General features: G+C 72.1%; 13 protein-coding genes. 8 read left to right on the top strand and 5 right to left on the bottom strand.

The genetic code is table 11. The annotated features are described in order from the left end of the window. Positions 1–413 (bottom strand): hypothetical protein (locus tag AB0H87_RS28540; protein WP_360152157.1); only part of this gene is annotated, 413 nt, incomplete at its 3' end. A gap of 57 nt (positions 414–470) precedes the next feature. Between AB0H87_RS28540 and AB0H87_RS28535 the strand changes: the two genes are divergently transcribed. From AB0H87_RS28535 to AB0H87_RS28525, 3 genes are all read left to right on the top strand, one after another. After that, positions 471–1,274: an SDR family oxidoreductase gene (locus AB0H87_RS28535; RefSeq protein WP_360152154.1), complete on the top strand. Its 804-nt coding sequence runs from the start codon at positions 471–473 to the stop codon at positions 1,272–1,274. 316 nt (positions 1,275–1,590) lie between these two features. Next, on the top strand, positions 1,591–2,178 hold the full coding sequence (locus AB0H87_RS28530) for a DUF1707 domain-containing protein (protein WP_360152151.1): 588 nt from the start codon (positions 1,591–1,593) through the stop codon (positions 2,176–2,178). A gap of 1 nt (position 2,179) precedes the next feature. Further along, positions 2,180–2,623, top strand: a complete 444-nt coding sequence (locus AB0H87_RS28525; RefSeq protein WP_360152148.1) for a hypothetical protein — start codon at positions 2,180–2,182, stop codon at positions 2,621–2,623. Here AB0H87_RS28525 and AB0H87_RS28520 read toward each other — a convergent pair. Beyond that, positions 2,607–4,733, bottom strand: coding sequence for a glycoside hydrolase family 3 C-terminal domain-containing protein (locus tag AB0H87_RS28520; RefSeq protein ID WP_360152145.1), 2,127 nt, complete (start codon positions 4,731–4,733; stop codon positions 2,607–2,609). The two genes, AB0H87_RS28525 and AB0H87_RS28520, sit on opposite strands and share 17 nt — an antisense overlap. Further along, complete coding sequence (locus tag AB0H87_RS28515; RefSeq protein WP_360152142.1) at positions 4,730–5,590, bottom strand: S41 family peptidase; 861 nt, start codon at positions 5,588–5,590, stop codon at positions 4,730–4,732. The genes AB0H87_RS28520 and AB0H87_RS28515 overlap by 4 nt, the downstream gene beginning before the upstream one ends. A 147-nt stretch (positions 5,591–5,737) precedes the next feature. Between AB0H87_RS28515 and AB0H87_RS28510 the strand changes: the two genes are divergently transcribed. Genes AB0H87_RS28510 through AB0H87_RS28500 form a run of 3 tightly spaced genes read left to right on the top strand, consistent with a single transcriptional unit; the run spans position 5,738 to position 8,115 of the window. Further along, positions 5,738–6,682 (top strand): NAD-dependent epimerase/dehydratase family protein, encoded by a 945-nt coding sequence (locus AB0H87_RS28510; protein ID WP_360152139.1) that lies wholly within the window; start codon positions 5,738–5,740, stop codon positions 6,680–6,682. Continuing rightward, on the top strand, positions 6,683–7,531 hold the full coding sequence (locus AB0H87_RS28505) for an RNA polymerase sigma-70 factor (RefSeq protein WP_360152136.1): 849 nt from the start codon (positions 6,683–6,685) through the stop codon (positions 7,529–7,531). A gap of 41 nt (positions 7,532–7,572) precedes the next feature. After that, entirely contained in the window at positions 7,573–8,115 is a 543-nt protein-coding gene (locus AB0H87_RS28500) for a hypothetical protein (protein WP_360152133.1), read from the top strand. Positions 8,116–8,118: 3 nt separating this feature from the next. Here the strand turns inward: AB0H87_RS28500 and hypB are convergent, their stop codons facing one another. Together hypB and AB0H87_RS28490 are read right to left on the bottom strand one after the other, a co-directional pair. Continuing rightward, on the bottom strand, positions 8,119–8,751 hold the full coding sequence (gene hypB / locus AB0H87_RS28495) for a hydrogenase nickel incorporation protein HypB (RefSeq protein WP_360152130.1): 633 nt from the start codon (positions 8,749–8,751) through the stop codon (positions 8,119–8,121). 51 nt (positions 8,752–8,802) lie between these two features. Further along, on the bottom strand, positions 8,803–9,132 hold the full coding sequence (locus tag AB0H87_RS28490) for a hydrogenase maturation nickel metallochaperone HypA (RefSeq protein ID WP_360152127.1): 330 nt from the start codon (positions 9,130–9,132) through the stop codon (positions 8,803–8,805). A 119-nt stretch (positions 9,133–9,251) separates the two neighbouring features. Here AB0H87_RS28490 and AB0H87_RS28485 point away from each other — a divergent pair, with 119 nt between their 5' ends. Together AB0H87_RS28485 and AB0H87_RS28480 are read left to right on the top strand one after the other, a co-directional pair. Further along, positions 9,252–10,307, top strand: coding sequence for a hydrogenase expression protein HypE (locus AB0H87_RS28485; RefSeq protein WP_360152124.1), 1,056 nt, complete (start codon positions 9,252–9,254; stop codon positions 10,305–10,307). A gap of 22 nt (positions 10,308–10,329) precedes the next feature. Continuing rightward, positions 10,330–12,120: a nickel-dependent hydrogenase large subunit gene (locus tag AB0H87_RS28480; protein WP_360152121.1), complete on the top strand. Its 1,791-nt coding sequence runs from the start codon at positions 10,330–10,332 to the stop codon at positions 12,118–12,120. The last annotated feature ends 114 nt before the right edge of the window (positions 12,121–12,234 follow it).

The following is a 12,234-nucleotide window of genomic DNA, read 5'->3' as shown; positions in this document are numbered from 1 at the left end:
TGGACTACGTGCGATCTCCTGAGTGCCTCGGCCGCGTCGATGGTCTCGATCTCCGGGCGGCGGCCGACGGCGGGCGCGTTCCAGACCGCGACCGGGCCGCCCGGGCGCGCCGCGATGCCCGGGAACTCGTTGGCGCACCGCCGCCGGAAGTCGGCCACCGTCGGGTTGTTCATGGACACGCGGCGGGCGATCTGGCCCAGGCCGTACCCCCGTTCGTGCAGCGCGGTGGCCAGGAAGTCCTCGACGAAACCCTCGAAGGCCGAGATCACGCCGAGCACGACCGCGGGCGCCAGGGCCGAGAAGTTGCCGGCGTTTCCCGGTGTGCGGGGGTGCAGGCCGACCAGGCGCCGCGGCACCTCGAGCGAGCGGGCGAACCGGTTGACGCTGTCCTGCAGGGCGACCGGGAACGACATGCCCGACATTGTGGCGCCGGCCCGCGGCGGAGCGGCGGCCGGACCAGAATGTCCGGTATGGACCTGCAGCTGGCCGGCAAGCGGGCCGTCGTCACCGGCGGCAGCCGCGGCATCGGCAACGCGATCGCCTGGGCGCTCGCCCGGGAGGGCTGCGACATCGGCCTCGTCGCCCGCAACCGCGAGGAGGTCGGCGGCGCGGCCCGGGAACTGCACGACACGGTAGGCGTCCGGGTCGTGCCGCTCGTCGCCGACACCGCCGACACGACCGCCGTCGACGGCATGGTGGTCGGCGCGATGGACCTCCTCGGCGGCGTCGACATCCTGGTCAACTGCGCGGCCCGGCCCGCGGGCGCGGGCACGTCGCCACCGGCCCTGGAGGAGATCACCGACGAGCGGTTCCACGAGGAGATGAACACGAAGGTCATGGGCTACCTGCGGTGCGCCCGCGCCGTGGCACCGCACATGCGCCGCGCCGGCTGGGGCCGGATCATCTCGATCTCGGGACTGGCCGCCCGCCGCACGGGCGACACGATCGCCAGCATGCGCAACGTGGCGGTGGTCGCGATGACCCGCAACCTGGCGGAGGAGCTGGGCCCGGCCGGCATCAACGTGACGGCGGTGCACCCGGCGAGCCCGTTCACCCACCGCAGCCCGGGCCTCGTCCGCGCGGCGGCGGAACGCGAGGGCATCTCGGAGGACGAGGCGACCCGCCAACTGCTCGCCGGCAACGCCCTGCACCGCGTGATCCACGCCGACGACATCGCCGCCCTGGTCACCTTCCTGGCGTCCCCGCTCTCGGTAGCGATCAACGGCGACGTGATCGCGGCCGGGGGAGGGGTCGGTCAGTCCATCTACTACTAGCAGTCACCGGCCTCGCCCGTGCGCGCCAGCTCGAACGACCTTCCCGCGTCCGCGCGGTCACCGATCACGACGTTTCGTGCCTCCCAAGTCCGGTCGTCGCCGAATGGCCTCGTAGAAGAACTGCCCGCTCCCGAACAGGCGAATGAAGATGGCCACCACTCCGGTGCTGGGCGCGGTGCCCTGCTTGGTGATCCGTTCGAGGATCAGCGGGCGCCGACCCCCAGCGCACTGATGCCCGGACATACATCGACCGGTGGCGGTGGTCCGTGCCGCGGGCGGCTGTCCACCGTGGCGTCCGGACCGTAGAGTCGGTCGCATGAGCGCCGAGCTCCCGTCGCAGCGCGACATCCGCATGTCCGACGCGGAGCGGGAGACGGTCCTGGCGCGGCTCAACACGGCCGTGGCCGAGGGGCGGCTGACCATGGCCGAGTTCGAGGAGCGGGTCGACGGCGTGCTGCGGTCGCGCACGTTCCGCGACGTCGAGCCCTTCCTCGCCGACCTGCCCAGCGTCGCCGCCGTCCCGGCGCTCGCGGCCACCGACGTGGTCGAGCTGCGGGGCCACGCCGGGCAGATCAGGCGGGGCGGGCGCTGGGCCGTGCCGCGCAAGCTGGTCGTGCGGGGCATCGCCGGGATCAACAAGCTCGACTTCCGCGAGGCCGTCTTCACCCACCGCGTGGTCGAGGTCCACCTGTCCACACAGGGCGGCACCACGATCATCGTCCTGCCGCGGGGCGCCACCGCCAACATCGACCAGCTCCGCACGACCGGCGGCTTCACGCTCTGCCGGGTCTCGTCCTATCCCGACCCGACCGCCACGGCGCCGCACCTGGTGGTCACCGGCAGCACCGCCGCCGGCACCCTCGTGGTCCGCCACCCACGCCGGCTCGGCCGCTGGACCTGGTGACGTGACCGCGCTCCCGCGGGGGGCGACCGGCTTCTGGGACGCCGCCAAGGGGCCTCCGGCCCGCACCGACGTCCGCGCGTTCCGGGCGGCGGTACGCACCGCCGCACAGGGGAGGGTCGAGAGCTTCGAGCCGGCCGGCGTGACCCCGAACTTCCATCTGATGGTCATCCGGGCCGCCGGCGACCGGGTCGGCGTGGTCTGCCACGAGCTGTTGCCCTGGCTGGCGTTCGTGCGGCCGCCGGACGGCTCCGTCGAGCCGCTGACCTTCCTGTCCCGGCCGGCGCTGGCGGCCGCGCTGCGGCCCTTCCGCGTCCTGGACCCGGCGACGCTGGCCACCCCGCTGCGGGATCTCGACCTGTCGACGCTCGACCGCGGTGAGCGTCACCAGGTCGAGTTCTGGCAACCGGAGACCTTGGGCCAGTTGCTGTTCAACTGGTGGGACTGACCAGGTCCGCAGCGTCGTCGAAGGCGTCCGGGCTGTGTGCGGCGGCCACGATGCGCCACCGGCCCGGGCGGGGTGACCACGTGCGGGTCGCGGGGTCGCGCTGTCGCGTCGGGGTCAGGTCCAGGTCGATCGGCACGTCGGCGGTGACGCCCGGGTCGAGGCTGACCCGCCGGAAACCGACCAGTGCCGGCACCGGCGGCGTGGCGTCGGCGTCGAACGCGTACACCTGCGCCACCGTCGACCCTGGACGGTCGCCCGTGTTCGTGACCCGGACGACGGCAGTGTCGCCCGACCGGCCGGCAAGGGCCATGGCGAACGTCGTGTAGCCCAGACCGAAGCCGAAGGGGTACGCCGCCGCGTGGCCGTCGCGGTCCAGCTTGCGCTGGCCCCACCAGGCGTCGTAGCGGATGCGCCGGGCGCCGGCGTCGAAGAACGGCAGGTGGGCCGCGGACGTCGGGATCGCCAGCGGCAGCCGGCCGCCGGGCTCCGCGGCGCCGGTGAGGACGTCGGCGATCGCCCGGCCGCCGGCCATGCCCGGATACCAGGCGAGCAGGATCGCCGCGACCCGGTCCCGCCAGGCCTCCATGATGATCGCGCTGCCGCCGACCACCACGACCACGGTGCGCGGGTTGGCCGCCGCGACCGCGGCGATCAGGGACTCGTCGTGCGCGTGCAGGCTGAGCGAGGACCGGTCGCCGCCCGGGCGGAACCGGGTCGCCCGGCGGGCCACCTTCGCGGCCAGCCACTGCACCGGGCGCAACGTGAACGGGAAACCGAGGAACGCGATGCTCGCCGGGTCGTCGTTGAGGATCCGCTCGCCCTCGTCCGCGGCGTCGAGCCCGGCGACGACCACGACCGCGTCGGCCGCGGCGGCGACCCGGGCGGCGGCTGACAGGTCCGCGCCGTCCACGTGGTCCACCGCCACCGACGGCAGCGCCGCACGGATGCCCGACAGCGGTGACGAGGTCTCCGGTGGCTCGACCATGGACGAACCGCGGTCGCCGAGGTTGGGTGCGGTGGCGAGCCGCCCGATCACCGCCAGGCGCCGGACCGACGGCGCCAGCGGCAGCACGGGCTCCCCGGCCACGGGCGCGTTGCGGAGCAGCACGGCACCGCGCACCGCCACCTCGTACGCGAGCGCCCGGTGGGTCGAGTGGTCGACCACCGGCTCGTCGACCGCCCGGTCCGCGTAGTGCCGCACCGTGGTCGCCAGGATCCGTCGCGCCGAGCGGACGACCAGCGACCGCGACACCCGCCCCGACCGCAGCGCGCCCGGCAGGTCCCGGGCCCGGTGCATGCGCAGCGGCATCTCGACGTCGAGCCCGGCCGCCAGGCTGCGCACGGCGTCGTGCGTGCCCCACACCCAGTCGCTCGTGACGAACCCGGTGAAGCCCCACTCGTCGCGCAGGACGTCGGTCAGCAGCACCGCGTTCTCGTCCGCGAAAGACCCGTTGACCGAGTTGTACGCGCTCATCACCGACTCGGCGCCAGCGTCGACGACGGCCCGGAAATGCGGCAGGTAAACCGCGTGCAGGTCCTCCTCGGAGACCTCGACGTCGACCGTGAACCGCGCGTTCTCCATCGAGTTGAGCGCGAAATGCTTGACGCAGGCCATCACGTTGCGGCGCAGGCCGCGGGTCAGCCCCACGCCCATCCGCCCGATGAGCACCGGATCCTCGCCGTAGCACTCCTGCGCCCGGCCCCAGGCCGGATGCCGCAACAGGTTGACGCAGACCGCGCCCGAGTAGTTGGCGCCCAACGCGCGCGCCTCCAGCCCCATGGCCAGCCCGACCCGTTCCTCGAGCGCGGGATCCCAGGTCGCCGCCCGCGCCATGGTCACCGGGAACGCCGTCGAGCGTCCCATCACGACACCGCGCGGGCCGTCGCTGAACCGGATGCCGGGGATGCCCAGCCGGGGCACGGCGCCCGCGACCACCGGGCCGGCCTTGATCCGCGCCGGCAGCCGGACCGCGGCCCGCACCGGCAGGTCACCGTCGAGGAGCCAGCGCAACTCGTCCTCGCTGAGCACGGCGACCAGCCGGTCGGCGGCCGCGCCGGCGTCGACCTGACCCGTCCGCACCTGACCGACGAGATCGTCGAACGCGGTCACGCCAGTTCCAGCACGGTGTCCAGCGCCTTCTCCGCCGGGCACACCACGTCCGGCACGACACCGGTGCCTTCCCAGTTGGCGCCCGTCACCGCGTCGACGACATGCGCCCGCGGCACGTGCGCCAGCACCGTCGGCGCGAGCCGGATCGGCAGCACGTGGTCGGCGGCGCCCGGGGTTGCGGCACCGACCACGGTCACCCGCCCGCGCGCCCGCAGGTGATAGGCCAGCGCCTCGCCGGACGAGAACGTCCCGGGGCCGACCAGCACGAAGGCCTCCTGGGTCAGCGCGGTCCCCGGTGGCCGGGCCGGTGTCCACCACTGCCGCGTGCCCCGGGCCGAGACCACATCGGACAGCTTGACCGACCGGTCGCCCAGCAGCCATCCGGCGATCCAGGCGACCGTCGCGGGCTCCCCGCCACCGTTGCCGCGCAGGTCGAGCACGACCCGCCGCGAGCCGCGCAGCAGCGCGAACGCCGCGTCGGCGTACGGCTGCGCGAGCTCGATCGGGTCCAGTCCGTCGATCCGCACCACCCCGGTCCGGGAGTCGAGCCGCGACACCCCCGAGACGAACGCCGCCCGCCCGCGGATCACGTCGGGATCCTCCGGCGGCCATTCCCCGGCCACGACGTCGGCCGGCTCCGTCCCGCCCGGCTCGAAGATCAAGGCCACGTGCCGGGAGTACGGCCACGCCGCCCGCTCGATCGCCACGCAGTCGGCGGCCGTGATCGGCGCGGTGGAGTCCGCGAACCGCCCGCGCAACTCCGCCACGAGCGCCGCGCGCCGGTCACCCGCCGGCATGAGCGACTCCAGCCAGCCGACGAGCCGTCCGACGACCGAGCCAACCGTTGAGATGGTCACCCGCCGACCGTAGGCGAACCGGGCCGTCCCGCGGCTACGCCCAACGCGAACAGGGCCATCGCGGCATACTGTGACCTGGGTAACCGCCGTTCATAGCCGGCGGGGGCGTCTCGTCTCCTGTTGGAGAGCCTGAACGAAGGAGACGTCATGAGGATCTTCATTGCCGGTGCATCCGGCGCGATCGGCACCCCGCTCGTCGCCCAGCTCGTCGCCCGCGGCCACGAGGTGTCGGGCACGACCCGGTCACCGGGCAGGGCGGAGAACCTCCGGAAGCTGGGCGCCGAGCCGGTGATCATGGACGCGCTCGACCCGGAGTCGGTCGCCGACGCGGTGGCCCGGGCCGAGCCCGAGGTGGTCGTCCACCAGCTCACCGCGTTCGGTGGTCCGGCCACGTTCAGCAACGCCAAGCGGATGGTCGCCGCCACCAACCGCCTGCGCACCGAGGGCACCGACCACCTGCTGGCCGCCGCCCGCGCCGCCGGTGCCCGCCGGGTCGTGGCGCAGAGCAACGGTGCCTGGATGCAGCGCGCCGGTGGCCCGGTCGCCGACGAGAGCGGCCGCCTGGAACCGAACCCGCCCAAGGGCGCCGCCGCGCTCGTCGGCGCCCTCCGGCATCTCGAGGAGTCGGTCACCGCGATCGACTGGGCCGACGGGATCGCGATCCGGTACGGCGGCTTCTACGGCCCGGGCACCGACATCAGCACCGGGCCCGAGGCCACCATCGCCAAGCAGATCCGCAAGCGGCGGGTCCCGGTCATCGGCGGCGGCGCCGGCGTGTGGTCGGTGGTGCACGTCGAGGACGCCGCGAGCGCGACGGTCGCCGTCATCGAGCGCGGGCGGCCCGGCATCTACCACGTCGGTGACGACGAGCCGGCGGCGGTGCGCGAGCTGTTCCCGTTCCTCGCCGACGCGCTCGGCGCCAAGCCGCCGCGCCGCGTGCCCGCCTGGCTCGTGCGCCCGCTGGCCGGCGCGGGCGCCGTCGACATGATGACCCGCGCGCGCGGGATCTCCAGTGAGAAGATCAAGAGCGAGCTGGGCTGGACGCCGCGGTACGCGACCTGGCGCACCGGCTTCGTCGAGGGACTGAGCTAGATGACGAACGTGTACGCCGAGCTGCGCCCGCGCGCGTTCGCGATCGCCTACCGGATGCTGGGCAGCGCCAGCGAGGCGGAGGACATCGTCCAGGAGGCGTTCCTGCGGATGCACCAGACGCCGGAGATCGCGTCGCCGCGGGCGTACGTCGCGACGCTGGTGACCCGGCTCTGCATCGACCAGCTGCGGTCGGCGCGGGTCCGGCGGGAGCGGTACGTCGGTGAGTGGCTGCCCGAACCGGTCCTCACCGACCCGTCCCCGGCGGACCAGGTCGAGACCGCCGACTCGCTCTCGCTCGCGTTCCTGGTGCTGCTGGAGAGCCTGTCACCGCAGCAGCGGGCCGCCTTCCTGTTGCGGGAGGTGTTCGACTATCCGTACGACGAGGTCGCCGAGATCGTCGGCACCGACGTGGACAGCACCCGGCACCTGGTCGCCAAGGCCCGCCACCACGTGAAGGAACGCCGCCCGCGCTACCACGCCTCGCGACAGCAGCGGCAGGAGCTGGCCGAGCGCTTCACCGCCGCGGCCGCCCGGGGCGACCTGGGTGCCCTGGAGGCGCTGCTGGCCGAGGACGTGGCCCTGCACGCCGACGGCGGCGGTCGGGTGCACGCGCTGGGCCGGCCCGTCAACGGTCGGCTCAAGGTGGCCCGGATCATCCTGGTCGGGTTCCGCAGGATCGCCGAGCGGGGCCTGACGATCCGGCTCACGGAGGTCAACGGCCAGCCGGGCCTGGTCGCGGTCGACGCCGACGATCGGCTCGTGATGGTCATGGGCATGGACATCGCCGACGACGGCCGCATCCTGGCCCTGCACTCGATCGTGAACCCCGACAAGCTGCCCGCGACCTGAGGGGGCACGCGCCGGCACCGTGGCCGCTAAGCTCCGCTCTCATGTTCACGCGCCGCACCGGGGACCTGCCGCTGCCCTTCGCCGCTGACTCGCCGGAGGGGCTGGCCGCCCGATGGGTGCGGTGGGTGGCCAGCCATGGGCCGTTCGCCAACCCCGTCGCGGACACGACCGGTGCCCGCGCCGGTGGGAACCAGCCGGACGACGTCTGGTTCCTCGCCGGCACCTACGGCGGCGGCGTCGAGCGCCGCTGCACCGTGCCGGCCGGTCGCCCGCTGTTCTTCCCCGCGTTCAACATGTGGTTCTGGCCCACCACGGAGCCGGCGCCGCACCTGCACACGGCCTGGGGCACCCTGCTGGTCGACGGTGCCGAGGCCGATCTCAAGGAGATCGGCACGGCGTCGTTCCTCGTGGCCGGGGCGTTCGGCAACGGCGTGACCCGCAGCCGCAAGCCCGTGCCGACGGCAGTGTGGGGGCTGTGGAAGCAGCTCGACGCGCTGCCGCCCGGACCGCACACCGTGCGGTTCTCCGGCGGCGACGGCCACGGCTTCACCGTCGACGCCACCTACCACCTCGACGTCCGCTGACGGTCAGACCGAGGCGATCCAGTCGTACCAGGCCGGCAGGCCCTCGCCGGTCGTGGCGGAGAGGGTGAGCATCGTCAGGTCCGGGTTGACCGCCCGGGCGTGCTTGGCGCAGAGGTCCAGGTCGAAGTCGACGTACGGCAGCAGGTCGATCTTGTTGACCAGCACCAGGTCGGCCGCCGCGAACATGTACGGGTACTTCAGCGGCTTGTCCGTGCCCTCGGTGACCGAGATGACCACGACCTTGCGCTGCTCGCCGAGGTCGAACATGGCCGGGCAGACGAGGTTGCCGACGTTCTCCACGAACACCACGGCGCCGGGCGGCGGGTCCAGCCTGGACAGCGCCGAGCGCACCAGTGCCGCGTCGAGGTGGCAGCCCGCACCCGTGTTGACCTGCACCGCGGGCGCACCGGTGCGGCGCAGCCGCTCGGCGTCCAGGGAGGTCGCCTGGTCGCCCTCGATGACCGCGGCGGGCCGGGTCCGGGCCAGCGCGACGAGCGTGCGCTCGAGCAGCGTCGTCTTGCCCGAGCCGGGCGAGCTCATCAGGTTGAGCGCGATCGCGTCCCGCTTGCGCAGCCAGGCCCGGTTGTCCCGGGCGATGGCATCGTTCTTGGCCAGCACGTTCTGTTCCAACGACACGTGCTCGTGGGCGTGTTCGTCCGCACCGCAGCCGCAGGTTCCGCACACCGGTCAGCCCACCTCCATCGAGACGATCTTCAACTCGCGGCCGGTGAGCACCGAGACGTCGGCGCTTCCGCACGCGCACAGCAGCACGGGGTCGGGCAGGTCGAACGACACGCCGCACGCGCGACACGCCGCCCGCGCCGGGGTCAGGTCGATCTCGAGCTTGGCGCCCTCGACGACGGTGCCGGCGGCGACCAGCTCGAAGCAGAACTCCATCGCGGAGGGCACGACCGCGGTCAGCGCCCCGATCTCGAGCCGGACCGCGTGCACCCGGCGGGAGCCGGCCCGTGAGCGGACCTCGTCCACGACGCTCTGAGTGATCGACAGCTCGTGCACACCGCTCCCTGTTGACAATTGTCAGCGTTGCGCCTACTTGCGGCCTAGGTCCGATATTACGCTGAGCACCGAGCTAAGTACGTTCAGCGACGCCGGACGCGCTCGGAAAGGCGGACACGATGCCGACGCAGGAAGCGATCAAGGCCGAGGAAACGCTCATCCACGTTCTCTGGATCAACGCCGGGCTCAGCTGCGACGGCGACTCGGTGTCGCTGACCGCCGCCTCCCAGCCGAGCATCGAGGAGATCGCGCTCGGCGCGCTGCCCGGCCTGCCCAAGGTGGCCGTCCACTGGCCACTGATCGACTTCGAGTGCGGGCCCAACGGCGGCGCCGACGACTTCCTCGAGTGGTACTTCAAGGCCGACCGCGGCGAGCTGGACCCGTTCGTGCTCGTGGTCGAGGGCTCGATCGCGAACGAGGAGCTCAAGAGCGAGGGCTACTGGACCGGCTTCGGCAACAACCCGGCCACCGACCAGCCGATCACGATGAGCGGCTGGCTCGACCGGCTCGCGCCGAAGGCGACTGCGATCGTGGCGACCGGCACCTGCGCCACGTACGGCGGCATCCACGCCATGGCCGGCAACCCGACCGGGGCGATGGGCGTGGCCGACTACCTCGGCTGGGAGTGGAAGTCGAAGGCCGGCATCCCGATCGTCAACGTGCCCGGCTGCCCGATCCAGCCCGACAACATGTCGGAGACGCTGACCTACCTGCTCTACATGGCGACCGGCCAGGCGCCGATGATCCCGCTCGACGACGCGCTGCGGCCCACCTGGCTGTTCGGCGCGACCGTGCACGAGGGCTGTGACCGTGCCGGCTACTACGAGCAGGCCGACTTCGCGACCGAGTACGGCTCGCCGAAGTGCATCGTCAAGCTCGGCTGCTGGGGCCCGGCCGTGAAGTGCAACGTGCCCAAGCGCGGCTGGATGAACGGCCTCGGCGGCTGCCCCAACGTCGGCGGCATCTGCATCGGCTGCACGATGCCCGGCTTCCCCGACAAGTTCATGCCGTTCATGGACGAGCCGCCCGGCGGCAAGCTGTCCTCGACCACGGTGGCCGCCTACGGCAAGACGATGCGCAGCCTGCGCCACATCACGACGCACACGCTCGACCGCGAGCCCAAGTGGCGCAAGCGCGGCCGCGAACTGACCACCGGCGCGAAGCGCACCTGGTGACCCGACGAGAGAGGCCGAACCGATGACGGTGACGCAACCGCAGCGCGCTACCGGCGCGGGCACCGAGTCCCTTGTGGACATGGCATGGGACCCGATCACCCGCATCGTCGGGAGCCTGGGCATATACACCAAGATCGACTTTAACCAGCGGGTGGTCGCGGAGTGCCACAGCACGAGCTCGATCTTCCGCGGTTACTCGATCTTCATGAAGGGCAAGGACCCGCGGGACGCGCACTTCATCACCAGCCGGATCTGCGGCATCTGCGGCGACAACCACGCGACCTGCTCGTGTTACACGCAGAACATGGCGTACGGGGTGAAGCCGCCGGCGATCGGCGAGTGGATCGTCAACCTCGGTGAGGCCGCCGAGTACATGTTCGACCACAACATCTTCCAGGAGAACCTGGTCGGGGTCGACTACTGCGAGAAGATGGTCGCCGAGACCAACCCGGGCGTGCTGGAGCAGGCCAACCGCACCGAGGCGCCCAACGCCGGCGCGCACGGCTACCGCACCATCGGCGACATCATGCGCGCGCTCAACCCGTTCACCGGTGACCACTACCGCGAGGCGCTGCAGGTCAGCCGGCTGACGCGAGAGATGTTCTGCCTGATGGAGGGGCGGCACGTCCACCCGTCCACGTTGTACCCCGGCGGCGTCGGCACGGTCGCGACGATCCAGCTCATGACCGACTACCTGAGCCGGCTCATGCGCTACGTCGAGTTCATGAAGAAGGTCGTGCCGATGCACGATGACCTGTTCAACTTCTTCTACCAGGCGCTGCCCGGCTACGAGATGGTCGGCAACCGGCGGATCATGCTCGGCTGCTGGGGCTCGTTCCAGGACCCGGAGCACTGCAACTTCGAGTACCGGGACATGACCGACTGGGGTCGCAAGATGTACGTGACCCCGGGCATCATCGTTGACGGCAAGCTGATCACCACCGACCTCGTCCGGATCAACCTCGGCATCCGCATCCTGCTCGGCTCGTCCTACTACCAGGACTGGGACGGCCAGGAGATGTTCGTGACCGAGGACCCGCTGGGCAACCCGGTCGACCGGCGGCACCCGTGGAACCAGCACACCAACCCGCAGCCGCAGAAGCGCGACCTGGACGGCAACTACAGCTGGGTGATGTCGCCGCGCTGGTTCGACGGCAAGGACTACCTGGCCCTGGACACCGGCGGCGGCCCGCTCGCCCGCCTCTGGTCGACCGCGCTGGCCGGCCTGGTCGACATCGGCTACGTGCAGTCCACCGGGCGCAGCGTGAAGATCAACCTCCCGAAGACCGCGCTCAAGGGGCCGGTCGAGCTGGAATGGCACATTCCGCAGTGGAGCAACACGCTGGAGCGCAACCGGGCCCGCACCTACTTCCAGGCGTACGCCGCCGCCTGCGCGCTGCACTTCGCCGAGCAGGCGCTCATCGAGATCCGGGCCGGGCGCACCAAGACCTGGGAGAAGTTCGACGTGCCGAAGGACGGCGTCGGCTGCGGCTTCACCGAGGCGGTGCGCGGCGTGCTCTCGCACCACATGGTGATCCGGGACGGGAAGATCGCCAACTACCACCCGTACCCACCGACGCCGTGGAACGCGAGCCCGCGGGACAGCCTCGGCACGCCCGGCCCCTACGAGGACGCGGTGCAGGGCCAGCCGATCTTCGAGGAGAACGACCGGGAGCACTTCAAGGGCATCGACATCATGCGCACGGTCCGCAGCTTCGACCCCTGCCTGCCCTGCGGCGTGCACATGTACCTGGGCAACGGGAAGAAGCTCGAGATGCTGCACTCGCCGACCCAGACGGCGGGCGCCGAGTGACCACTGTGGAAGTCGAGGCGCCGGCCGCCGCCACCGACTGGCGTGCGGCCGGTCGAGCCGCCCGTACGACACGAGGGTGCGCAGGCTTTCCAGGGTCACGACGCCCCGCCACTC

The organism is Asanoa sp. NPDC050611 (assembly GCF_040654855.1).
In the GTDB taxonomy this organism is placed as follows: domain Bacteria; phylum Actinomycetota; class Actinomycetes; order Mycobacteriales; family Micromonosporaceae; genus Asanoa.
The sequence above is the reverse complement of the archived record's forward strand: the minus strand, read 5'-3'. Positions and strand labels throughout refer to the sequence as shown.

Coding starts and splice junctions, on each gene's coding strand:
- AB0H87_RS28480 (WP_360152121.1), top strand. CDS start 10,330: ATGACGGTGACGCAACCGCAGCGCGCTACCGGCGCGGGCACCGAGTCC.
- AB0H87_RS28510 (WP_360152139.1), top strand. CDS start 5,738: ATGAGGATCTTCATTGCCGGTGCATCCGGCGCGATCGGCACCCCGCTC.
- AB0H87_RS28485 (WP_360152124.1), top strand. CDS start 9,252: ATGCCGACGCAGGAAGCGATCAAGGCCGAGGAAACGCTCATCCACGTT.
- AB0H87_RS28500 (WP_360152133.1), top strand. CDS start 7,573: ATGTTCACGCGCCGCACCGGGGACCTGCCGCTGCCCTTCGCCGCTGAC.
- AB0H87_RS28530 (WP_360152151.1), top strand. CDS start 1,591: ATGAGCGCCGAGCTCCCGTCGCAGCGCGACATCCGCATGTCCGACGCG.
- AB0H87_RS28535 (WP_360152154.1), top strand. CDS start 471: ATGGACCTGCAGCTGGCCGGCAAGCGGGCCGTCGTCACCGGCGGCAGC.
- AB0H87_RS28505 (WP_360152136.1), top strand. CDS start 6,683: ATGACGAACGTGTACGCCGAGCTGCGCCCGCGCGCGTTCGCGATCGCC.